The following is a 22272-nucleotide window of genomic DNA, read 5'->3' as shown; positions in this document are numbered from 1 at the left end:
AACTGGGGGATCCATGAAACGTCTGTTCACCACCCTGCTCACCGTGGGCGCGCTGGCGGCGGCCGCCACCGTCCCGGCGGCCGCCGCGCCGCCCGACATCGTCACCCGCCTGCACCACCTGCCGGGTGTGACCTACCGGTCCGAGGACCCGCACCCGCCGGCCGGGTTCCGCGAGTTCCACCTGTCGTTCCGCCAGGCGGTGGACCACCACGACCCGCGTTCGGGCACGTTCGAGCAGCAGCTCACCCTGCTGCATCGCGATACGGCGGCGCCGATGGTGGTCTATTCCAACGGGCATTGGATCGACAGCACGATCGCGGAGCCGACCACCCTGCTCGGCGCCGACCAGCTCGACATCGAGCACCGCTTCTTCGGCGATTCCGTGCCCCGGCCGGAAAACTGGGCGGACCTGACGGTGTGGCAATCCGCCGCCGACGAGCACGCGGTCGTCAGTGTCCTCAAGCGGCTCTACCGCGGGCACTGGCTTTCCGCCGGGACCGGTGAAGGCGGCGAGGGCGCGATCTTCCACCGCATGTACTTCCCCGGCGACTTCGACGGCACGTTCGCCGACAACTCGCCCGACGACGTCACCGACCACGGTGATTCCTACCAGCACTTCCTCAACGACCAGGTCGGCACCCCCGAATGCCGGGCGGCGCTGCAGGCCGTGCAGATCGAGGCGCTGAAACGCCGGCCCGCGCTGGAGGCGCGGATGGCCGCGGCCGCCGACGCGGCGGGTGTCACCTTCACCAAGGACATCGGCTCGCTGGACAAGGCGTACGAGTTCAACGTTCTCGACACCCCGTTCGCGTTCTGGCAGTTCGCCTCCACCAGCCCGTACAACTGCACCAACATCCCGCCCGCCACCGCGTCGGACGACGACATCTACCGGTTCGTCGACGTCGTCAGCGGCGGCAGCATCCCCGGCGGCATGCTCGCCGAAGCCGACCAGAACCTCGACCCGAGCGTCCCGTTCCTCTACGAAGCGGGAACCGAACTGGGTTATCCGGTGGAGCCGCAGGCGCACCTCGCCGGCCTGCTGCACTACCCGAACCAGGAAGCGGCTCGCGAATACGTGCCCCGGAGCATCCCGATGCACTACGACCCGCAGGTGATGCGCACGGCCGCGCAGTGGGTCGCCACCCGCGGTAGCCGGCTGATCTTCCTCTACGGCAGCCTGAACCCGTGGAGCGCCAACCCGTTCCGCCTCGGCCCCGGCAGCCGGGACTCGTCCGTCCACGTCCAGCAGGGCGGCGACTACAGCGCCAGCATCGCCGCCCTCCCCGCCGCGGAACGCGACGGGATCGTCAGCACCCTGCACCGCTGGGCGGGCCGCTGAGCGCCTCCTCGCGGTTCGGTTGAGGACGGTTCACAGGACGAGGTCGGCCAGCCGGTCGACCTCGTCCGGGTCCGCGACCGTGGGGGTGAAGGTCAGTTCGTTCAGCCCCGCGGACTCGAAGTCGCGGACGATGGCCTTGGTGGCGTCCGGGGTGCGGACGGCGCCATCGGCGATGGTGTCGGCGTGGGAGCCCGCGTAGGCGTAGTAGGAGCGCAGGTACGCGTCGCCGCGGTCGGCAGCGGTGGTCGAGAAGTAGGCCAGCCCCAGCAGGCGCGGCTCGCCCGCGCGGCCGGCGGCTGTCCACGCCTCGCGGATTTCCTTGACGGTCGGCTCCGCCCGCCGCGGCCCGCCGCCCGCAGCCGTCCAGCCGGCGGCGTGCTCGGCGGTCCGGCGCACCGCGCGCTTGCTGTGCCCGCCGATCAGCAACGGGATCTCCGGCGTCGCCGGCACGACGGCCCGCTTCTCCCCCGAGAAGTCCCCGTCGGCCACGGGTTCACCGCGCCACGCCAGCTTCAGGTACAGCAGCTGCCGGTCGAACGCCGCGCCGCGCCCCGCGAAGTCCCGCTCCGCCGGCAAGTAGTCCGATTCGCGCGCACCCACGCCCAGCCCCAGCGTCAACCGCCCGCCGGACAGCGACGCCACGGTCCCCGCCACCTTCGCCAGCACCGCGTCCGGATACGTCGGCCCCAGCACGGCGTTCGTCACCAGCCCGAGCTCCGACGTCGCCCCCGCCACGCCCGCCAACGCCGTCAATGAGTCCAGCGACGGGTACGCCACCCGCCCGATCGTCGACACGAAGGCGAACCCGCGCGCCTCCGCCCGCCTGGCCCACTCGAGCACCAACGTCCCACTCGTGCCGGGCACCGTGTTGGGAATTCCGATTCCGATCCGCATGGTGCCAGTCTGCCGTTGTGGGTGGTCAACTGCAGCACGGCATCCGACGGTCGGCGTTGTGCGGGATGCGGTCCTGCGCGGGGGCGGGTTGCGGGGCGTTGTGGGCGGGATGCGGACCCTCGTGGGCGTGTCGCGTGGCGTATGCACCCCGAAGCGCAAGTGTGCCGTGTGGAAGCTTCGGATCGAGGTGCCGGGCGGAGCTGGGCGCATCCTTCGTTGCGTAGGTTTGTTGCGCTGCTTAGAGCGTGTCTCGTTTGGATCTTTCCCGCTGGGCTGCAATGATCTTGTACCGTGATCGACTCGCTGTCGCAACGGCTGGTGCCCGATGACTTGTGGGCGTTGGTGGAACCGCTGGTCCCGCCGGCAAAGGAGCGTCCGCAGGGTGGTGGTCGTGCGCGGACTGATCCGCGGGCGGTGTTCACGGCGATCGTGTTCGTGTTGACCAGTGGTTGTGCGTGGCGGCACCTGCCGCCCTCGTTCGGGGTATCGGTGCCCACGGCGCACCGGACGTTCACCGAATGGACCGAGGCCGGGCTGTGGCGGCAGTTGCATCAGGCAGTGCTGGACGAACTGGGCGGCCGGGGTTTGATCGACTGGTCTCGCGCGGTCCTCGACGGAGCATCCGTCAGGGCCAAAAGGGGGGCGGTCTGACCGGTCCGAGCCCGGTCGACCGCGGCAAACCGGGCTCGAAGATCCACGTACTGTCCGACGGGGCCGGGCTGCCCCTGACCGTCGCGATCTCCGCGGCCAACACTCACGACAGCCACGCGCTCAGACCTCTGGTCAACGCGCTGCCGCCGATCCGATCGCGCCGCGGACCGCGGCGCCGGAAACCGGCCAAACTCCACTCCGACAAGGCCTACGACATCCCCGCCCTGCGCGCCTGGCTGCGCCAGCGCGGGATCGTCCCGCGCATCGCCCGCAAGGGCATCGAATCCGCCGAGAAACTCGGCAAACACCGGTGGGTGATCGAACGGTCCATCGCCTGGCTGACCGGCTACCGGCGACTGACCATCCGCTACGAACGCAAAGCCGGCCACTACCTCGCCTTCCTCACCCTCGCCGCCACCATCACCTGCCACAAGAAACTCGCCAAATGAGACAAGCTCTTAGGTGGTTTCGCGTCGCCGTTCGAGGTGCTGGGCAAGAGCTGGGCGCAGTGCTGCGTTTCGTCGTTCGGCCGCGCGGCACCGCCCACCCAAGGCGACGGACCACCACCTACGCAATTGCCACCCGACAACGCAACAACCCCTGCACCCAGCCCCCGCCTCGCACCTCGATCCGAAGCCCCCACGCGGTCTGGATCACCTTGTCAAGGCACGCTTTCCAGCCTTGACAAGGTGATCCAGACCGTCGTTACCATCATCGGCTTCGGGGTGCACTCCCACGTGACACGCCCGGCGAAGGACTGCATCACGCACGAGGGCCAACGGTCACTTCAACTACGACCGCCCGTGCACCCACCCCGTCCTTGCGCGTGATGCGGTCCTGCGCAGGAGCTTGGCGTTGTGGCCGGGGGGCTGGGCGCATCCTTCGTTGCGTAGTTCAGTTGCCCGGCGTAAAGGCGGTGTGACTCAGTTCTTCAAGATCGCGGCCCCATGCGTCACTGCCGCATAAGCATCAACGGCCCCGTGCCCGTAAAACCCGTTGAACGCCGCATCCCCCGCGCAAGTCGCGGTGAACGAGTCGTCGCGGCCTTCGTCGAGGTAGTCCACCGTCCGCGGGACCGGGCACGCGATGGGCGACGCCGTCGCTTCCAGGACCCGCTGCACCGCATCCGGGTCCATGCCGAACGACGCCCCGCCGCCCTTGCCGTACTGGGACACGATCAACGCCGCCACCCCGGTCGCGTGCGGCGTGGCCATCGAAGTGCCCTGCAGCCACTGGTAATACCCAGCGCGCCCATCAGCGGCGACAGCCTTCTGCACGCCGAGGGCAACCCCGGCCGGAGTCACGTTCCCGGCGGCGTCGATGTTCCCCTCGGCCACCCCGACGTTGCGCGGATAAGCCGAGAGGATCTCGTTCTCCACCGACCGGTACCACGGTGTCCCGAACCCGTCGCGGAAATAGCCACCCGGCGCCGAAACGGAGATCTGCTCGGTCCCGTAGTTCGAGTAATCGGCCTTCGCCTGCGACGGGCCGAAAGCGCCCACACCGATCGTGTGCGGCCCCTCGGTCGGCATCGTCAGGCACGACGTGTTGTCGATCGGGCGCGGGTGCGCGGCGTTGCTCGGGTAGTCCGGGCTCGTCGTGTCGTCCTGCGGCGCGCCGAGATCGGTGTGCTCGTTGCCCAGCGCGACGACCATCGTCACGCCCTTGCGGTGCGCGTAGTTCAACGCCCGCGTCGCGGCCTCGATGATCGTCCGCTGCTCCGCCTGTTCGGCCGGCGAATCGGCCGCGTTGGCGCGGCAGTTGTACAGCCACGGATCCACGTAGAACGACATGTTCACCACGTCGATCCCCGCATCACCGGCATACGTCAGCGCATCCACCATCGGCTGCAGGAAGAAGAACCCCGAGTCCTGGCCGGCCCGCAGGTTCACCAGCGATACGCCGGGCGCGACGCCCGACACGCCGAAGCCGTTCGCCGCCGCGCCGATCGTGCCGGCGACGTGCGTGCCGTGGCCGTTGTCGTCGTGGTCGACCGGGTCGACGCAGCCGCGGTACTCGCACGGGCCGTCCACCACGGTGCCGTTCACGTCCGCGCCGATGTCGCGCGTGAAGTTGCGCGAGTCGGTGCGGTCGAAGTTCGGCGCGATGTCCGGGTGGCTGCCGTCGACGCCGGTGTCGATGATGCCGACCTTCACGCGCTTGCTGCCGGGCTGCACGGTCCGCGCGAGGTCGGACCGCGTCGACTTCAGGCCCCAGAGCTGGTCGTCCAGCGGATCTGTGCCCGAGCGAGCGCGTTTCGACGAAGTGGCCCCGCGGCCCTCCTTCTCCACCACGTTCGGCTTGACCTTCTTGCCACCCCGCGGCGCCGACCCGATGGCCTGCGACCGCGCCGCACCGAAGACCGCCTGATCGGCGGAAACACGCGACGCGAACCCCGAAGCCGGTGCCGTCGCCGTGATCAGTCCCACGGCCCGGTTGGTCTCCACCACGGTGCCACCGGCGGCGCGCACCGCTCGCTCGGCGGCGCCGACGTCCGAGCGCGCCAGCACCGTGAACTCCGTGACCGGACCGGTCGGCTGGGCCGACGCCACCGGGACAAGAGCGCCGGACACCAAGCCGATCAAGGGTACCGCGAGAAGCAGTCTGGGTCTTTTCACTGGTCCTCCTCAGGGAAAAACCGACACTGCAACGTACATACCGGACAGGTGCCGCAGCAATCGCCAAGAGGAGGAACCCGACTAAAGTCAGGGCACCACGGACCGGGCCTCCGCGAAGTGGCAGGCCGAGAGGTGCCCGTCGGTGCGCGGCTCGAGCTCCGGCACCTCCGTGGCGCAGATGTCCTGCGCCTTCCAGCACCGCGTGCGGAACCGGCAGCCCGACGGCGGGTCGAGCGGGCTCGGCACGTCACCCTCCAGCCGGATGACCTGCCGCTGCCCGCGCACTTCCGGGTCGGCCACGGGCACGGCCGACAGCAGCGCCTGCGTGTACGGGTGCGAGGGCCGCTCGTAGATCTCGTCCTCCGTGCCGATCTCCACGATCTTGCCCAGGTACATCACCGCCACGCGCGTGGACAGATGCCGGACCACGGACAGGTCGTGGGCGATGAACACGTACGACAACCCGAACTCGGTCTGCAGCTCGCCCAGCAGGTTCATCACCTGCGCCTGGATCGAGACGTCCAAAGCGGACACCGGCTCGTCGCAGATGATCACCTTCGGCCGCAGCGCGAGTGCCCGCGCGATGCCGATGCGCTGGCGCTGCCCACCCGAGAACTGGTGCGGGTAGCGGTTGACGTGCTCGGGGTTGAGCCCGACGACCTCCAGGAGCTCCTGCACCTTCTTCGCGCGCGAACCCTTGGGCGCCACTTCGGTGTGGATCTCGAACGGCTCGCCGACGATGTCACCGACCGTCATGCGCGGGTTCAGCGACGTGTACGGGTCCTGCAGCACGATCTGGATCTCGCGGCGCAGCCGGCGCAGCTCGCTGCCGCCCAGCTTGAAGATGTCGCGGCCCTCGAAGGTCGCCGTGCCCGAGGTCGGTTCCTCAAGGCGCATCAGGACCTGCGCGAGCGTCGACTTGCCGCAGCCGGATTCGCCGACGACGCCGAGCGTTTCACCGGCCTGCAGGTCGAACGTGACGCCGTCGACGGCCTTGACCTGCCCGATGGTGCGCTTGAACAGCACGCCCTGGCGCACCGGGAAGTGCTTGACCAGGTTCTGCACGCTCAGGATCGGGTCACGCACGGGTTTCCACCACCTCTTCGGCGAAGTGACACGCACTCACCCGGCCGAAACCGAGGCTGTGCAAGGGCGGCCGTTCCTCCGAACAGCGTTGTTCCGCTCGCTTGCAGCGCGGGTGGAAGGGGCAGCCGGACGGGATGTCGAGCAGGCTCGGCGGCAGCCCCTTGATGGTCTCGAGCGTTTGTCCTTTGAGGTCCAATCGCGGCAGCGAGTCCATCAGCGCCGCCGTGTACGGGTGGCCGGGCGATCTGAACAGCTCGTGCACGTCGGCCTGCTCCACGATCCGGCCCGCGTACATCACGGCGATCCGGTCGGCGACCTCCGCGACCACGCCGAGGTCGTGCGTGATGAGGACGAGGCCCATGCGGCGTTCCCGCTGGATCTCGCCCAGCAGGTCCATGATCTGGGCCTGCACCGTCACGTCCAGCGCGGTGGTGGGTTCGTCGGCGATCAGCAGGTCCGGGTCGAGCGCCAGCGACATCGCGATCATCGCGCGCTGGCGCATGCCGCCGGAGAACTGGTGCGGGTAGTCCTTGATCCGCCGCTCGGCGGCCGGGATGCGCACCAGGTCCAGCAGTTCGATCGCCCGGCGGCGAGCGTCCTTCCTGGACAGTCCGCGGCGGACGCGCAGCTGCTCCTCGATCTGGAACCCGACGGTGAACACGGGGTTCAACGCCGAGAGCGCGTCCTGGAAGATCATCGCGATCTCGTTTCCGCGCAGGTCACGGCGCCGTTCGGGCGTGGCCGCGAGCAGGTCCTCGCCGCGGTAGCGGATCGAACCGCCGGTGATCACGCCGGGCGGCACGTCGAGGATGCCCATCACGGTCTGCGCGGTCACGCTCTTGCCGGAGCCGGATTCGCCCAGCACCGCCAGCGTTTCGCTGGCGTGCACGGAGTAGCTCACGCCGTTGAGCACGTTCGCGACGCCGTCGGACGTGCGGAACTCCACGTGCAGGTCGTCGACTTCGAGCAGCAGCTCGTTCTCGGTGTCGGTCATCGGCTGCTACCTCGACTTCGGGTCGAGCGCGTCGCGGATCCCGTCACCGAGCATCACGAACGCGAGCACGGTGATGGTGACGAACGCGCCGGGGAACAGGAGCATGTGCGGGTCGGCCCGGAAGTAGTCGCGCGAGTCGCTGATCATCACGCCCCACGAGATCACCGGCGGCCGCACGCCGATGCCGAGGTATGCGAGCGTCGCCTCGGCGCCGATGGCCGCGCCGAGCGCGATGGTGGCGTAGACCAGCACCGGCGCGAGCGTGTTGGGCAGCAGGTGCCGGAACACGATGCGCGGTGTGCTGGCGCCGAGTGCGCGGGCGGCCTTGACGTAGTCGAGCTGCTTCGCCACCAGCGTCGCCGAGCGCATGATGCGCATGGCGACCGGCCACGTCAGCACCGCGATGGAGCAGACCACCTGCACGATGATCGTGACCTGGCCAGGGTTCGAACCGGGCGCGTTGAACGTGGTGAGGATAACGATCGCGCCGAGCACGAACGGCAGGCCGGCGAAGATGTCGCCCAGGCGCGAGAGCAGGCTGTCGACCAGGCGGCCGTAGTAGCCCGCGAGGATGCCGACCAGCGATCCGAAGAGGACGGTCAGGATCGTCGCGAACACGCCGACCAGCAGCGACGCGCGGGCGCCGTAGATGGTGCGGGCGTAGACGTCGTAACCTTGGTTGTCGTAGCCGAACCAGGCGTCCGCCGACGGGCCCTGGTTGGCCTTCGTCAGGTCGCTGAACCCGGCGTCGCGGTGGGAGAACAGGCCGGGCGCGATCGCGATGAGCACCACGAGCGCGATGAGCACCGCGGAAATCACGAACGCCGGCTTGCGCCGCAGCTGGCGCCACGCGTCGGCCCACAGGCTGCGGGGCTTCTTGGCGGGTTCGGCGGAGTCGTCGATGCGCGACAGCTCCGCCGCGTCAGTGACTCCGCTGCCGCCGCCCCCGACGAGGTTGGGGTCAGTCATAGCGGATCCTCGGGTCGAGAACGGCGTAGAGCAGGTCCACGATCAGGCTCATCAGCAGGTACACCAGCACGAGCAGCACCACGACGCCGACGACGGTGGCGCTCTCGCGGTTCTGGATGCCGCGGAAGATGAGCCCGCCGAGCCCGTTGATGTTGAACACGCCCTCGGTCACGATCGCGCCGCCCATCAGGGCGCCCAGGTCCGTGCCGAGGAACGTGAGCACCGGGATCACCGAGTTGCGCAGCAGGTGGATGCCCACCACCCGGTTGTGCGGCTGGCCCTTCGCGATGGCCGTGCGGATGTAGTCGGCGTGGCGGTTCTCCGCGATCGACGTTCTCGTGAGCCGCGCGACGTAGGCCATCGACAGGCTGCCCAGTGCGATGCCGGGCACGATCAGCTCCCCGAAGGACGGGTCGTCCGACACGCTCGTGTCGATGATGCCGAGCTCGGTGCCGAGCACGAGCTGCAACACGATCGCGGTGACGAACACCGGCAGCGAGATCAGGAACGTGGTGGAGACCAGCACCAGGTTGTCGAGGAAACCCTTGCCGCGCAAGCCGGTCAGGATGCCCGCGGTCAGGCCGATCACGGCCTCGATGACCACCGCGACGATCGCGAGGCGCAGCGTGATGGGGTAGGAGTTGGCGATGAGCTCGCCGACGGAGCTGCCGTTGAAGGTCTCGCCCCAGTCGCCCGTGAAGAGGCTGCCGAGATACTTGAAGTACTGGACGATCAGGTTGTCGTTCAGGTGGAACTTCTCGGTCATGAGGTCGATGTAGGCCTGTGGGCAGGCCGTCTGACCGCACTTGCCGGAGAAGGGATCACCCGGGACGGCCCACACCAGCGCGTAGATCAGGAAGGTCGTTCCGAAGAACACCGGGATCAGCTGGAGCAGGCGTCGCAGGACATAGCGAATCATGCGTCAGTTCCTAGGAGTGCGCGCCGGGCGAACCGCGGACTGTCCGATCGCGACGGTCCGCGGCTGCCCTGGTGGTGGGACGTCGGTTCAGCGCGTCACTTGGTGACTTCGACGGACGAGTAGTCGGCGCGGCGGCGGAAGTCGAGCGTGACGGTCTTGACGTGCTTGGACTTCGCGGCCACCCCCTTCTCGTCCCACACCGGGATCGACGGCAGGTCCTTGGCGATGGCGTCCTCGGCCTGCTGGTAGAGCTTGATCGCGGCGTCCTTGTCCGGTGTCGAGTCGGCCTGCTCGAGCAGCTGGTCGACCGTCGGGTTCGAGTACACCGAGTCGTTGGACGAGGCGCCCGTGCGGTAGATCGGGTTCAGGAAGTCCTCGATCGACGGGTAGTCCGCGGACCAGTCGGAACGGCCCATGCCGGTGAGCTTGTGGCCGGTCACGATGCTGCGCCACTGGCCGAAGTCGGTGGCGGGCACGAAGTCGCACTCGACGCCGAGCACGTTCTTGATGCTGTTGCACGCGGCCACCAGCGGCTCCTTGCGGCCACCGTCGGCGTTGGACGCGATGGTGAGCTTGCCCTTGAAGCCGGACTTCGCGAACGCCGCCTTCGCCGCGGCCGGGTCGAACTTGCAGAACTGGCAGACGCCGGGGCGGTAGCCCGCAATGCCCTGCGAGATGTAGCCGTCGGCGGGCACGTACGTGTCGTTCATGACGGTCTTGGTGATCTGCGTGCGGTCGATCGCCATCGAGATGGCCTTGCGCAGGTCGAGGTTGTCATAACCCGGCACGTAGTACGGGATCGCGATGGTGCTGATGCCGAGCAGGTGACCGGTGACCAGGTTGTCCTTCAGGTCGGCCTTGTACTTGCTGCCGGCCAGCGCCGACGGCGGGAGCGCTTCGATGAAGTCGAGCTGGTTGCTCAGCAGGTCCTGGTAAGCGGTTTCCTGGCTCGCGTAGATCTTGATGTCCAGGTCCTTGAACTTGACCTTGTCCTGGCCCTTGTAGTCGTCGAAGCGGGTCAGCTTGATGCTCACGTTGGGCGTGCGGCTGACGAACTTCATCGGGCCGTTGCCGATCGGGTGCGCGGCGAACGCCTTGGGGTCCTTGAAGAACGCGTCGGGCAGCGGCGCGAAGGCCGTGTAGCCGATCTTGGTGGTGAACACCGAGAACGCCGCCTTGAGCGTCACCTGGAACTCGTAGTCGCCCTTCACGACCAGGCCCGACATCTTGTCGGTGGTCGGCTTGGCGTTCTCATCGGCCGGGTGGACGTCGTCGTAGCCCTGGATGTTCTCGAAGAACGTGCTGTTGATCTGGCCGTTGGGCGAGTAGGCGCCGTAGTTCCACGCGTCGACGAAGTTCTTGGCCTTGACCTCGGTGCCGTCGTGGAACTTCCAGCCCTGCTTGATCTTGATGTCGAAGACCTTGGAGTCGGTCGTGGTGATCGACTCGGCCATCTGGTTGTAGGGCTGCGCGTTGTCACCCTTGAAGGCGACCAGTTCGGCGAACATCGCGTCGACGGCCTTCCCGCCGCCGAGCTCGTTGGTGTTCGTGGGGATCAGCGTGTTCTGCGGCTCGGTGCCGTAGACGGTGAAGGTCCCGTTCGGATCCACCTCGCCGGACGACCCGCTGCTGCCGGAGCCACCGCCGCACGCGGTGAGCACCAGTGACAAGGTTGTCACCACCGCAGCGGCTCCCCAGAACCTGCGTGAACGCCGCATGTTCCCTCCATCTCGTGCTCTTGAAAAGTGAGATGGACGTTAGCGGCACATGGTGCTCAGTAACCAGGTCACTCGATTGCAAAAGAGTGACAACCTTTTCCTTCACTCTGGCAGAGCACAACCAAAGTATTACTGATCACCGAGCGTGCCCGGACTGGTCCGCTCAGGCGAGCGACAAGGCGATTCCGTCGAGGATGTCGTGCTCACTGACGATCAGCTGGTCCGGACCACCCCGTTGGGCGAGCTGCTCGGCGAGCACCTGGACGATCACCGCGCCGCCGCCGATCACGTCGACGCGGCCCGGGTGGATCACGGGATTGGCCGCGCGGGTGGCGCGATCTTCGGCCAGGAGCTTCGTCGTGAGGCGATCGATTTCGGCGTGGGAGAGCTTCGACAGGTGCGTGCGCTCGGAGTCGTACTCGGGCAGCTCCTGCGACACGGCTGACAACGTGGTCACCGTGCCGGCGACGCCGATCCAGGTCTTGGCCTTGGCGACGTCGACGACGTCGAAGGCCTCCTGGAGGACCGTCCCGGCGAGGGCCTTGGCCTGGGTGATCTCGTCGGGGGTGGGCGGATCTTGGGTGAGGGCGCGCTCGGTGATGCGGACACAGCCGATGTCCACGGACTTCGCCGCGAGCACCTCGGCGCGGCGGCCGTCCCAGGTGCCGAGCACGAGCTCGGTGGACCCGCCACCGACGTCGACGACCACGAACGGCCCGTCGTCCGGGTCCTGCTCCCCGACGGCACCGGTGAACGAGAGCCGCGCTTCCTCGTCACCGCTGATCACCTCGGCCTCGACGCCGAGCGTCTCGCGTGTCATGGCGAAGAACTCGTCGCGGTTGCTCGCGTCCCGCGTGGCGGACGTCGCGACCATCCGTACTTTCTCCACGCCCTTCCGCCGCGCCGCGACCGTGTAATCCGCGAGGGCAACGCGCGTGCGCTCCAGAGCCTCGGGCGCGAGCCGGCCGGTGGCGTCCACCCCCTGCCCGAGCCGCACGATGCGCATCTCCCGGTGCAGATCGCGCAGGTCCACCGTCCCGTCGTGGCGCGGCGTCAACTCGGCGACGAGCAGGCGGATGGAATTGGTCCCACAGTCGATCGCGGCAACACGAGGCATGGCGTCGACCTTACTGGGTGGGGCTCGGGGCGCTTGAGCTGCGGATAGGCGTCGGCTTCCCGAGCAACGTCGAGGGGCTGCGCAAGACCATCGACACCCTGGCGCAGAAACGGGAACTCGGTGGTCGTGGTCGAGCACGACCTCGACGTGATCCGCACGGCCGACTGGGTCATCGAGATGGGGCCCGGTGCCGGGTGGCTGGGGAGCACGATTCTCGCCGAGGGCACGCCCGCCGCGCTCGAGAAGAACAAGAAGTCGATCATCGGCCCGTACCTCGCCGGTCGCGCCACGGTCGAACGCCCGCGGCGGCCGTCGACGAACGGGCGGGCCGCCATCACCGTCAGCAGCCTGTACAACCTGCGCGATGCGACCGCGGCGTTCACGGTCGGCCGCCTCACCGCGTTCGCCGATCCCTCCGGGGCGGGCAAAATCGCGCTCGTGCTCGAAAGCCTCCCCGCCGCCCGCGCGCAGCTCGCCGGCGAACCGCTGCCGGACCACGTCGCGAAGCTGGCGCTCGGCTCGGTGCGCCAGGTCGTGGAGATCGACGCGACCCGTCGAGGCGGGCAGGGACGCCGTGCCGGTCTGCGCGGTCGCTCGCGTGCCACCGGTCGCGGCTCGCCGGAGCGCAGGTGTATCGCGGCGGCGTGCTGCCGATCGGCGCAGGCGGTGGTGTCTTGCTGGTCCGAGTCGATCAACGCGCTGGCGTGTCGCCGCCGAGGAGGGTCAAGGGTGTGCCGTCGATCGAGGTGAGTGAGTGCCGGGGATTGCCGGTGCGGGTCGGTCAAGGCGGCGACGTGGGATCTTTCGAGGCGGGTCCGGGCAGGTGTGCTGCCGTCGGGATAGGTCAGGGGGCCGGGGCGTTGCCCGTCGGGGTAGGACTCGAGCCGTCGCCCGGCGGTGGTGGTAGCGGCGAACTCGAATCTACGCACGGGGGCAGGCTTGTGGTCGTTGTCGGGCTGGTGCTGCTGCTCGACGGCGGCGGCGTCGTTTCCGAGCTGCTCGTGTCGCTGACGCAGGTCGGTGAGGTGCTCGTCGGGGCACCGGTCGTTTCGGTCGCCGGCGGGATGGACGTCCCGCCGCCCGGCGGCAAGACCGTCTGCGCCGGTGTGGCCGGTGTCGTCGGCGTCGTCGGCGTCGTGGCCGGCCCTGGTGGCGGCGGCACGGCCGGCGGCGCCGGGAACGCGGCTGCGTTCGGCGCGCCCACGGGGATCTGGCTGTCGGGCAGCGGGGCGACGCCGTTGCGGTATGCCTCGGCCCAGAGGATGACCGTGTTCACGTAGACGTCGGAGTTGTTGTAGCGGTAGATGGCCGTGCGGAGCTGGTCGGGGTTCGCCAGGTCCAGGCCACCGGAGCAGAGGTAGCGGGCGGTCGCGAGCGAGGCGTCGAAGAGATTCTCGGGGTTGGCTTCGCCGTCGCCGTTGCCGTCGGACGCGTACTCGCGCCACGTCGCGGGGATGAACTGCGCCGGCCCCACGGCTCGGTCCCAGAGGGTGTCGTGGTCGAGCGTGCCGCCGTCGGTGTCGGGGATGGCCGCGTAGGGTCCGGTGCCGTTCAGCTCCGGCCCGAGGATCGGTTCGAGCGCGGTGCCCGCCGCATCCACGTATCCTCCGCGCGCGTGGTTGGATTCGATCCGCCCGATGCTCGCGACCAGCGCCCAGTCGATGTGGCAGCCCGGCTGCTCGTGGGCCAGGATGTTCGCCGCGTTGTGGTACGCGGCCAGCGCCGTCGTCGGGATCCCCAACGGCCCGTTCGGCAACTCGTACGCGGGCAACGGCAACGGCACCGGCGACTGCGGCAGGCTCCCGTCCACCGCGACCTTCTCGACCTGCGGATCCTGCGGGTCGTACCCCTGCTCGAGCGCGACGTCGCGGGTGTGGCTCGTGGGGAGCGCCCCCGCCCACGCCGCCACCGCCGTCGCCCCCGCCACCGCCGGCACCACGGCGAGAACCCCAGCCGCGACAGCCACGACGGTGCGGTGTCGCGACGTGAGTCTTCGTCCGCGGTAGCGCGCCTTTCTCGCCGCCACCTTGACCCGCCGAGCGTTACGGCGGGGTGGCCGGGTCAGCCCGGGTCTCTGCCCGGCTTCGGCGCCTTCGTGCGCGGCTTGATCGCCGCCTTGGGCCGCCTCACCCCTGCCGCCGGCGACGGCTCCGACCGCCCCGGCTCCGACGGCTGCCGCCCCGGCGTCCGCGGCTTCGGTCGGCGCTGCCTCGGTCTCCCCGATCTCGGTCTCCGCGGCTTCGATTTCCGCGACTTCAGTCGGCGCCGCTCCGGGCTCCGCAGCTTTGTCCCCCGCGGCTTCGGTCTCCCCGGTCTCGATCTCCGCGACCTCGATTTCCGCGGCTTCGGTCTTCGCAACTTCGGTCGGCGCCGCCGCGGGCTCCGCGACTTCGGTCGGCGCTGCCTCGGGCTGCGCGACTTCGGTCTCCGCTACCTCGGTCGGCACGGCTTCGGTCTCCGCGGGCTCGGTCTCCGCGACTTCGGTCGGCGCCGCCTCGGGCTCCGCAGCTTTGTCCTCCGGGGCTTCGGTCTCCCCGGTCTCGGTCTCCGCGACCTCGGTCTCCCCGGGCTCGGTCTCCGCGACTTCGGTCGGCGCCGCCTCGGGCTCCGCAGCTTTGTCCTCCGGGGCTTCGGTCTCCCCGGTCTCGGTCTCCGCGACCTCGGTCTCCCCGGGCTCGGTCTCCGCGACTTCGGTCGGCGCCGCCTCGGGCTCCGCAGCTTTGCCCTCCGGGGCTTCGGTCTCCCCGGTCTCGGTCTCCGCGACCTCGGTCTCCCCGGTCTCGGTCTCCGCAGCTTTGCCCTCCGGGGCTTCGGTCTCCCCGGTCTCGGTCTCCGCGACCTCGGTCTCCCCGGTCTCGGTCTCCGCGGCCTCGATCGGCGGTGCCTGGGCCTCGGCGGCTTTATCCTCCGAGGCTTCGGTCGCCGCAGACTCGTGCTCTACGACTTTGGTCTCCGCGACTTCGGTCGGCGCTGCCTCGGGCTCTGAAGCCTTGTCCGCTACTGCGTCGGCCGCTGCGGCTTCGGTCGAAGGTGACTCGCCCTCTGCGGTGTCAGACTTCTCCGCCCCAACGGCGCCGGCGATCCCGCCTGCGCTGCCAGCCTCCGCGACTTCGGCCGCGCCACCTTCGGCCACCGCCACCCGCAAGTCACCCGGGTCTTCGGCAACCTCGGCGCCGCCGACTGCCGCAGCCGGGCCATCGACCTTCGCGGGCTCAAGCGAGCTACCCGAACGATCGGCGTCGACCGCCCCTTCGCGCAAGTCGCTCGGGTTGTCGTTGATCGCGACGTCAACGGGCCTCGTCTCATCCGCGGCCTCGCCATCGGCGAGCGCAGCTCCGGCACCGCCGCGCCCGCGATCGTCGGCCTCCGCGACCTCGATCGAGCCTTCGCCAACCGAGGCGCCAGCTCCACCGGAACCGTCGATTGCCGGTTCCGCGCCGTCGCTTACCACGCCGGCCTCCGCGACTTCGCCCACCGCCTCGCCAACTCCGCCGGAAACATCAGGCGCCGCGCCTTCGGCTTCATCTGCATCGTCGGCGTCCGAGACCTCGCCCAACCTCTCGCCGGCCGAGCCGCCGGCACCGGCGGAATCAACGATCGCCGCGTCCCCGGCTTCGCCGACCTCGTCCGCGACCTCGCCGGCCGAGGCGCCGACTCCGTCAGGACCACCAGTCGCCGCGTCACCGGCTTCGCTTGCGGCACCGGCACTTTCGGCTTCGGGCACGCTCAGCCTTTCGCCGCTCGGGGCGTCGGGTTCGTCGTCCGGACCATCGGGCTCGGGTGCGTTGCCGCCTGCCGGGTTCGAGTCCTGCGGCGGAGTCGCTTCACGTTCGGGATGGGTGGCTGTGCGGCGCTTGCGAGCGAAATGCCCGAGTCCGCGTGGCGCCCGCATGCTCCGAACCCTCCTCGGGGTCGCCCGGTGGTGGCCCCGATCGTTGCTCACGTCGTGTGAAGATGCCGTACTCAGCTTGGCGGCGGAACACCCGTAGGGGAACCCATAGATGCAGTAACTGCCCGCCTGTGCGGACTATCTGCGTACAGGACTGTCGTGTTACCCGGCCGCGCAGTCGCCCGACGGCCAGCCTTGGGCGCGGACCCATTCGAGGGTCTCGTCGCCGAAGGGGTTGACGCCGGGGCCGGCCGCGAGGGTGTGGGCGAGGTGGACGTGGAGGCACTTCACGCGCCCCGGCATGCCGCCCGCGGTGACTTGCGTGCCGAGGGACTCGATGGCGTCGCGCTCGGCCAGATAGGTCTCGTGCGTGTGCTGGTACGCCGCGGCGAGCTCGGGATCCGTCTCGAGCCGCGCGGTCATCTCCTTCATGATCCCGGACGCCTCGAGCGTGCCGACGAGCGACGTCAGCCGCGGGCACGTCAGGTAGTAGAGCGTGGGGAACGGGGTGCCGTTCTCCAGGCGCGGACTCGTCTGCACCACCGACGGGTGCCCGCTCGGACACCGCGCCGCCACGGCCCGCAAGGCACGGGGCGGCCGCCCGAGCTGCTCCGCGATGATCTCCCGATCGGCCTCGCTGACCGGCTCGAAGCGGGTGCTGCTGTTGCTGCTGTTCACGACGTCCAGGCTAATGCCGCCGACGGCCGCGCCTCGCTCGCCCTCCGCCTCCACCCCCGACTTGTCCACAACTCGGCTCCCCTGTGGACAACCCTCGCGCCGAGGCCTCCGCGCGACCCCGCGCCGGTGGACTCACCCGCCGGAAACCTGATCCCACAGCTTGTCGTACCAAGACCCCTGCGGAACCGACGCCGGTCCGGCCGCAGGCGCCGGCGCGGCAGGCTGGTCCTCCGGCAGCTGCACCATGTAAGGCACCTCACCCGGCTTCACGTACCGCAGCCGGCGACGGGCCTCCGCCTCGATCTCCGCCGGATCGCTGAGCTTGGCTTTCTTCGCGCGCAGCTCGCCGACCTGGGCCTGGAGCTGGGCCTGCTGCGCTTCCTGCTCGCGGACCTCCGAGCGCTGGCTCAGGTAGGTCCGCAGCGGAACCGCGACGGTGAACGCCAGCGCGCACACGACGATCGCCACCACGGCGGCGCGCCGGGTGGTCGACATGCCGAGGACCTTGGCCGCGCCGGAAGCCCGCTTGGCCGCGAGCCCGCGGCGCAGACGGGCCCGCGTCGTCTCCCCACCGGCAGCCGCGGCGGCAGATGAACGGCGACGCGCCGACGCCGGGCGGCGGGTGCGCGTGGCCCCGCCGCCCTCCGAGCCGGAGCGCCGGGTCCGCGCGGACCCGGCGCCGGTGCCGCCGCGGCGGCTGCGCGCCCTCCCCCGGTCGGCCATCAAACCCTCAGGCCTCCGCGGTGAACCGCGGGAACGCGAGGTCGCCGGCGTACCGCGCGGCGTCCGCGAGGGTCTCTTCGATGCGCAGCAGCTGGTTGTACTTCGCGATGCGCTCGCCGCGCGCCGGGGCGCCCGTCTTGATCTGGCCGACGCCCGTGGCGACCGCCAGGTCGGCGATGAACGTGTCCTCGGTCTCGCCAGAACGGTGGCTCATCATCGACTTGTAGCCGTACGACGTGGCCAGCGACACCGCGTCCAGCGTCTCCGACAGCGTGCCGATCTGGTTGACCTTCACCAGCAGCGCGTTGGCGGCGCGGCGGGTGATGCCCTCCTCGAGCCGGTCGGGGTTGGTGACGAACAGGTCGTCGCCGACGAGCTGGACCTTGTCACCGACCTCGGCGGTCAGCTGGACCCAGCCGTCCCAGTCGTCCTCGCTCAGCGGGTCTTCGATGGACACGAGCGGGTAGTCGCGCAGCAGTTCGCCGTAGTAGGCGGACATCTGCTCGGCGCTGCGCTTGCTGCCCTCGAACGTGTAGGCCCCGTCGGCGAAGAACTCGGTGGCGGCGACGTCCAGCGCGAGCGCGACATCGCGGCCCGGCGCGTAGCCGGCCTTCTCGATGGCCTGCAGGATCAGGTCCAGCGCCTCGCGGTTGTTGCCCAGGCTCGGCGCGAACCCGCCCTCGTCGCCGAGGCCGGTGGCCAGGCCGCGGCCCTTCAGCACGGACTTCAGCGCGTGGTACACCTCGGTGCCCCAGCGCAGCGCCTCGCGGAACGACTCCGCGCCGATCGGCGCGATCATGAACTCCTGGATGTCCACGTCGGTGTCGGCGTGGGCGCCACCGTTGAGGATGTTGAGCATCGGCACCGGCAGCACGTGCGCGTTCGGCCCGCCCAGGTAGCGGAAGAGCTCCAGCTCGGCCGACTCGGCGGCGGCCTTCGCGACGGCCAGCGAAACACCGAGGATCGCGTTCGCGCCCAGGCGCGACTTCGCCGGCGTACCGTCGAGGTCCACGAGCTTCTGGTCGACGATCCGCTGGTCCACGGCGTCGACGCCCACCAGGTCGGGACCGATCTCGTCGAGCACCGCGGCGACCGCGCGCTCCACGCCCTTGCCGTTGTACCGGCCGGTGTCCCCGTCACGCAGCTCGACCGCTTCGTGTTCGCCGGTGGACGCACCCGACGGGACGGCCGCCCGCGCCAGCGTGCCGTCGTCGAGCGCCACCTCCACCTCGACGGTCGGGTTGCCGCGCGAGTCCAGAATTTCGCGCGCGCCTACCTGCTCGATGAGAGCCACGCCATGCTCCTCAGTGGGTCGTGCCTGCGGTGACGCCGCCCAGAGTAGCCGTCCGCGACTTTCACCCGTTGGAGGCTCGGCCGTTCCGCTCAGTGCTCCCGGACGTCACCCGAGCGCACCTCACGCCACCCCGACGGCAGCTCGACGGTCTCCGACGTCTGCTCCCAGAACGTCCAGCTGTTGCCCCCCGGATCCGCGACGGTGAACACGCGCGCGCCGTACGGCTGGTCCTGCGGCGGTTCCGGCACGGCGTCGTCGCCCAGCGCGGTGCGCACGCGCTCGTATTGCTCGTCGACGTCGGTGACGTAGATGATGTTGAGCTGCCCGACCGGTCCCTCCACGCCCTTGGCCGTCCAGTATTCGGGACCGACGCCCGCCAGCTGGACCCGCCCGGCGCCCGCGCAGAGCGTCGCCTGGAAGACCTCGCCGGACGCGTCTTCGAACCGCACTTCCTCCGTGAAGCCGAAGACCCTGGTCAGCCACTCGACGGCCGCGGTGGCGTCGGAGTAGTAGAGGTAGGGCGCGAGGCCGAGGTAGCCGGGTTCCTGCTCGCTGCTCATGGCAGGACAGTCCACCACGACCCGTCCGCCGCCTCGTGCTACCCCCTCGTCAGCGGTATCGTCGGAGTGACCATGACGGACGCCGCAGCAGCACCGGAGCCCACCGGCGAAGACCGTTTTCGAGCCTTCCGCCAGGCGGAGCATCTGGTCGAACGCCACCGACCACTCGACGCGCTCAAGGCCCTCCAGCCCCTGCTCGACGACGACAAACCGAGCGTGCAGCTCCTGCTCGGCCGCGCCTACTTCCACTCCGCACAGCTCCGCCGCGCCGAACGCGCGTTCACCCGGGTCCTCGAGCTCGATCCGACGGATCACTACGCGCGCTTCGTCCTCGGACGGACCCTCCAGCGCCTCGGCCGGTTGGCCGAGGCGCTCGCGCAGCTGCGCATGGCGTCGGCCATGAACCCCGTGCCGGAGTACCTGGAGGCGATCAGCGAGGTCAGGGCCCGGATCACCTTGCGGGACAACTGAGCTCTGCCCGGTTTGCCCCGGCTCGTGGGGCCTGGTGGGCCTCGCGCGGCTCTGGCCATCCGGCGGCGCTGCCCGGCCGCACGGCTGATCCCTTCGACCCCCTCGACGCGCGAACCTTGAGTCATCGCAGAGATCGACTTCGAGGAGGCCGAAATGACCGCGCTGACTGTGATCGGGACTGTGGCCGGACTACTGGTGTTCGTGCTGGGCGCGGTGGCCCCGCTGCTGGTGGACCTCAACGACCGCTTCCCTGTCAAGCCGAAGCCTGCGCCGCGCCCCGCTCCGGCTGCCTGGGGCCGCGCCGCAGTGCCGACGCACTGACCCGCGGCCACACCGATCGTCGGCGGACGCCACCACGCGCCTTGATCCACCACAGCCGGGCCTCTTGCCACGCTGTTGTCCACCGATTCCGCGAACCCGGTTTCCGGGGCTCTGACCTCGACAGACTGGAAGCGAATAGCCTCTTTCTCGTGGCGCCCCCCAGAGAGTTGTGGTCACCAGACACCGCATGACTAGCGCCCCCAGTCGAACGCATGGTCCGGGCGTGGCGGCACCGGGCCCGGTGGCATCGTGGTGGACCAGCCGGCGACGATCGGGGCGTCGCCGGTCGCGGTCGCCCACGCGAGCGGGAACCAGGGGGCGTATCTGCCCGGACTGGCCATGCGCCGCATCGCCCATCTCTACCCGGCCGCGCGAAGACCGATGCCCGGAACGCGTTCACCCGTCGCCGACGCCGCCCGCTCCCTGGCCCACACGCTGCGCCCGGTCGACGTCGGCGACGCGGCCTTGGCCGAGCTGGACGTGCTGGCCGGGCTCGACGACGATCTGGCCGATGAGGCCAACCGGATCGCCAACCGCATCCGCGGCGTGCTCACCGGCACCCACCCCGCGCTGGAACGGGCCATCGGCTCAAAGATCAGCCACCCGGCCGTGCTGGAAATCCTCTCCCGCTGCGGCGGCCCCGCCGGCATCGCCAAGACCGGCCGCCGCCAGCTCACCGCGATCGCCAAGATCCACGCACCCCGCATGGGCGAGCAGCTGGTCGAGGCGATCACGAGCGCGCTCGACCAGCAGACCGTCACCGTCCCGGGCACCGCCGCCGCAGACTCCGTGCTCTCACGCCTGGCCGACAGCGTCAAAACCGTCCTCCAGCAACGAAAGACGGTCGCCGAGCAGCTCGAAGGGATACTCCAAGCCGACCGCACTGCGCCTCACGCCAGTGGGGGCAACCCGAGACGAAGCAATGCCAGCCAACGTGGATCGTGCGGGTGATCCGGCGAACCACAACCTTCGATCCGCTACGCCGCCACGCTGGCCGCCGCGTAGGAATCGGCGGCGGAGAACACCGACTGCACGTAGTCGACGGACGCGTTGTAGAAGAGCATCGCCCGCCACCAGCCCTCGGGCGTGCCGAGGTCGTCGCCGCCCGAGCAGAGGTAGCGGGCGGCGGTGAAGGCGGCGTCGTCGACGTTCTGCGGGTCGGCGGGTTTGCCGTCGCCGTTGGCGCGCTCGGCGTACTTCTCCCACGCGGCCGGCTGGAAGCGCAGCGGGCCCAGCTCGTGGTCGGCCTTGCGGTCGCCGTCGAGCTTGCCCGCGTCGGTGTCCGGGCCGACGGGACCGCTCACGATCGCCGGCGTGACCACTCCGCTCGCGCCGACGGCGAGCGACGGCGACGACTGGTGCCCGATCCCGGCCAACGTCGACCACGACAGGTGGCACGCCGGCTTCTGGCGCCGCATCCACATCTCCGCGCGCCCGTACGCGGCCAGCACCCGTGCGGACAGCGCGGTCTTGCCCGCGACGCGCGTGGCCCACGCGTCGAGTTCGGCCTGGTCCGACTCCGTCGGCCGGTCGGGCGGCGCGGCCAGCCCGGCGCGGGGCGCCTGCGCCCCGGCCTGCGGCCGCTGTGGCTGCACCGAGAACGACGTGGCCGCCGGCGCGGCGGGCACCGCCGGAGCCGGATCGGGATTGCGCACCCCGATCGTTACCACCAGCACGATCCCCGTGAGCACCAGCCCCAGCGACAACGCGATCCGGCTGACGTAACGACGAGGCGGAGACGCCTGAGTGGTATCGGCCACGCGGACAGGCTACTTCTCCCTCTCCGGCGTGACGCCGGATCGGGTGATCACGATCCGCGGCAGCACCAAGCGAACGCGCGTCGCCCGCTCGGCCAGGTGAAAGGCAAGCGGACAGTTAACTCAGCAGCCCGAGCAGCCGACGTCACACAATTTGTTATCGAGCCGCCGTTCACCGCCCTGACCTGCGGTTACCCTAACCTAACTCCGGCATCCAGTCCGTTTTGCCCGGATCATCGCGCACGCGCAGGCGTACGCTCCTCTGGACTTACAG

The 22272-nt window shown here is 69.9% G+C and carries 20 protein-coding genes; 6 read left to right on the top strand and 14 right to left on the bottom strand.

Annotated elements, in window-relative coordinates; all coding sequences use genetic code 11:
* Positions 1-13: 13 nt before the first annotated feature.
* Positions 14-1339: a S28 family serine protease gene (locus tag I6J71_RS03260; protein WP_204093358.1), complete on the top strand. Its 1326-nt coding sequence runs from the start codon at positions 14-16 to the stop codon at positions 1337-1339.
* 30 nt (positions 1340-1369) lie between these two features.
* Here the strand turns inward: I6J71_RS03260 and I6J71_RS03255 are convergent, their stop codons facing one another.
* Entirely contained in the window at positions 1370-2233 is an 864-nt protein-coding gene (locus tag I6J71_RS03255; RefSeq protein WP_204093357.1) for an LLM class flavin-dependent oxidoreductase, read from the bottom strand.
* A 303-nt stretch (positions 2234-2536) separates the two neighbouring features.
* Between I6J71_RS03255 and I6J71_RS03250 the strand changes: the two genes are divergently transcribed.
* Positions 2537-3333 (top strand): IS5 family transposase gene (locus I6J71_RS03250; RefSeq protein WP_204096803.1). Its coding sequence is split into 2 segments (ribosomal slippage): positions 2537-2867 and positions 2867-3333, totalling 798 coding nucleotides; the frame shifts between segments, so codons are not numbered across the junction.
* Positions 3334-3807: 474 nt separating this feature from the next.
* Here the strand turns inward: I6J71_RS03250 and I6J71_RS03245 are convergent.
* The 7 genes from I6J71_RS03245 to I6J71_RS03215 form a co-directional block, all read right to left on the bottom strand.
* Positions 3808-5502, bottom strand: coding sequence for a S8 family serine peptidase (locus I6J71_RS03245; RefSeq protein WP_239154396.1), 1695 nt, complete (start codon positions 5500-5502; stop codon positions 3808-3810).
* Between the two features lie 87 nt (positions 5503-5589).
* Complete coding sequence (locus I6J71_RS03240; protein WP_204093356.1) at positions 5590-6588, bottom strand: ABC transporter ATP-binding protein; 999 nt, start codon at positions 6586-6588, stop codon at positions 5590-5592.
* Positions 6581-7582 (bottom strand): ABC transporter ATP-binding protein, encoded by a 1002-nt coding sequence (locus tag I6J71_RS03235; RefSeq protein ID WP_204093355.1) that lies wholly within the window; start codon positions 7580-7582, stop codon positions 6581-6583. Before I6J71_RS03235 ends, I6J71_RS03240 begins: the two co-directional genes overlap by 8 nt.
* A gap of 6 nt (positions 7583-7588) precedes the next feature.
* Entirely contained in the window at positions 7589-8551 is a 963-nt protein-coding gene (locus I6J71_RS03230) for an ABC transporter permease (protein ID WP_204093354.1), read from the bottom strand.
* Positions 8544-9470, bottom strand: a complete 927-nt coding sequence (locus I6J71_RS03225; protein WP_204093353.1) for an ABC transporter permease — start codon at positions 9468-9470, stop codon at positions 8544-8546. Before I6J71_RS03225 ends, I6J71_RS03230 begins: the two co-directional genes overlap by 8 nt.
* 95 nt (positions 9471-9565) lie before the next feature.
* On the bottom strand, positions 9566-11188 hold the full coding sequence (locus I6J71_RS03220; RefSeq protein WP_204093352.1) for an ABC transporter substrate-binding protein: 1623 nt from the start codon (positions 11186-11188) through the stop codon (positions 9566-9568).
* A 163-nt stretch (positions 11189-11351) separates the two neighbouring features.
* Complete coding sequence (locus tag I6J71_RS03215) at positions 11352-12305, bottom strand: Ppx/GppA phosphatase family protein (protein ID WP_204093351.1); 954 nt, start codon at positions 12303-12305, stop codon at positions 11352-11354.
* 120 nt (positions 12306-12425) lie between these two features.
* Between I6J71_RS03215 and I6J71_RS03210 the strand changes: the two genes are divergently transcribed.
* A complete protein-coding gene (locus I6J71_RS03210; protein WP_204093350.1) occupies positions 12426-13055 on the top strand; it encodes a hypothetical protein in 630 nt (209 codons plus the stop codon).
* Between the two features lie 94 nt (positions 13056-13149).
* Here the strand turns inward: I6J71_RS03210 and I6J71_RS03205 are convergent, their stop codons facing one another.
* The 5 genes from I6J71_RS03205 to I6J71_RS03185 all read right to left on the bottom strand — a co-directional run bounded on the left by I6J71_RS03205 (position 13150) and on the right by I6J71_RS03185 (position 19449).
* On the bottom strand, positions 13150-14331 hold the full coding sequence (locus tag I6J71_RS03205) for a lytic transglycosylase domain-containing protein (protein ID WP_204096840.1): 1182 nt from the start codon (positions 14329-14331) through the stop codon (positions 13150-13152).
* Positions 14332-16356: 2025 nt separating this feature from the next.
* A complete protein-coding gene (locus tag I6J71_RS03200; RefSeq protein ID WP_239155259.1) occupies positions 16357-16881 on the bottom strand; it encodes a DUF501 domain-containing protein in 525 nt (174 codons plus the stop codon).
* A 123-nt stretch (positions 16882-17004) separates the two neighbouring features.
* Entirely contained in the window at positions 17005-17367 is a 363-nt protein-coding gene (locus I6J71_RS47565; protein ID WP_239155257.1) for a septum formation initiator family protein, read from the bottom strand.
* 235 nt (positions 17368-17602) lie between these two features.
* Positions 17603-18889, bottom strand: coding sequence for a phosphopyruvate hydratase (gene eno, locus I6J71_RS03190; protein WP_204093347.1), 1287 nt, complete (start codon positions 18887-18889; stop codon positions 17603-17605).
* An 89-nt stretch (positions 18890-18978) separates the two neighbouring features.
* On the bottom strand, positions 18979-19449 hold the full coding sequence (locus I6J71_RS03185; protein WP_204093346.1) for a VOC family protein: 471 nt from the start codon (positions 19447-19449) through the stop codon (positions 18979-18981).
* A gap of 72 nt (positions 19450-19521) precedes the next feature.
* Between I6J71_RS03185 and I6J71_RS03180 the strand changes: the two genes are divergently transcribed.
* The 3 genes from I6J71_RS03180 to I6J71_RS03170 all read left to right on the top strand — a co-directional run bounded on the left by I6J71_RS03180 (position 19522) and on the right by I6J71_RS03170 (position 21192).
* Positions 19522-19920, top strand: a complete 399-nt coding sequence (locus tag I6J71_RS03180) for a tetratricopeptide repeat protein (RefSeq protein WP_204093345.1) — start codon at positions 19522-19524, stop codon at positions 19918-19920.
* A gap of 153 nt (positions 19921-20073) precedes the next feature.
* Positions 20074-20241, top strand: coding sequence for a hypothetical protein (locus I6J71_RS03175; RefSeq protein ID WP_204093344.1), 168 nt, complete (start codon positions 20074-20076; stop codon positions 20239-20241).
* A gap of 249 nt (positions 20242-20490) precedes the next feature.
* Complete coding sequence (locus I6J71_RS03170; RefSeq protein WP_370542073.1) at positions 20491-21192, top strand: transposase; 702 nt, start codon at positions 20491-20493, stop codon at positions 21190-21192.
* 26 nt (positions 21193-21218) lie between these two features.
* Here the strand turns inward: I6J71_RS03170 and I6J71_RS03165 are convergent, their stop codons facing one another.
* Complete coding sequence (locus I6J71_RS03165; RefSeq protein ID WP_370542072.1) at positions 21219-22001, bottom strand: murein transglycosylase; 783 nt, start codon at positions 21999-22001, stop codon at positions 21219-21221.
* Positions 22002-22272 lie beyond the last annotated feature (271 nt).

The organism is Amycolatopsis sp. FDAARGOS 1241, assembly GCF_016889705.1.
Taxonomy (GTDB): domain Bacteria; phylum Actinomycetota; class Actinomycetes; order Mycobacteriales; family Pseudonocardiaceae; genus Amycolatopsis.
The sequence above is the reverse complement of the archived record's forward strand: the minus strand, read 5'-3'. Positions and strand labels throughout refer to the sequence as shown.

Excerpts from the sequence above, each read along its gene's own strand:
- I6J71_RS03215 (WP_204093351.1), bottom strand. The coding sequence starts at position 12,305 with ATGCCTCGTGTTGCCGCGATCGACTGTGGGACCAATTCCATCCGCCTG.
- I6J71_RS03225 (WP_204093353.1), bottom strand. The coding sequence starts at position 9,470 with ATGATTCGCTATGTCCTGCGACGCCTGCTCCAGCTGATCCCGGTGTTC.
- I6J71_RS03180 (WP_204093345.1), top strand. The coding sequence starts at position 19,522 with ATGACGGACGCCGCAGCAGCACCGGAGCCCACCGGCGAAGACCGTTTT.
- I6J71_RS03185 (WP_204093346.1), bottom strand. The coding sequence starts at position 19,449 with ATGAGCAGCGAGCAGGAACCCGGCTACCTCGGCCTCGCGCCCTACCTC.
- I6J71_RS03220 (WP_204093352.1), bottom strand. The coding sequence starts at position 11,188 with ATGCGGCGTTCACGCAGGTTCTGGGGAGCCGCTGCGGTGGTGACAACC.
- I6J71_RS03230 (WP_204093354.1), bottom strand. The coding sequence starts at position 8,551 with ATGACTGACCCCAACCTCGTCGGGGGCGGCGGCAGCGGAGTCACTGAC.
- I6J71_RS47565 (WP_239155257.1), bottom strand. The coding sequence starts at position 17,367 with ATGTCGACCACCCGGCGCGCCGCCGTGGTGGCGATCGTCGTGTGCGCG.
- I6J71_RS03175 (WP_204093344.1), top strand. The coding sequence starts at position 20,074 with ATGACCGCGCTGACTGTGATCGGGACTGTGGCCGGACTACTGGTGTTC.
- I6J71_RS03260 (WP_204093358.1), top strand. The coding sequence starts at position 14 with ATGAAACGTCTGTTCACCACCCTGCTCACCGTGGGCGCGCTGGCGGCG.
- I6J71_RS03235 (WP_204093355.1), bottom strand. The coding sequence starts at position 7,582 with ATGACCGACACCGAGAACGAGCTGCTGCTCGAAGTCGACGACCTGCAC.
- I6J71_RS03255 (WP_204093357.1), bottom strand. The coding sequence starts at position 2,233 with ATGCGGATCGGAATCGGAATTCCCAACACGGTGCCCGGCACGAGTGGG.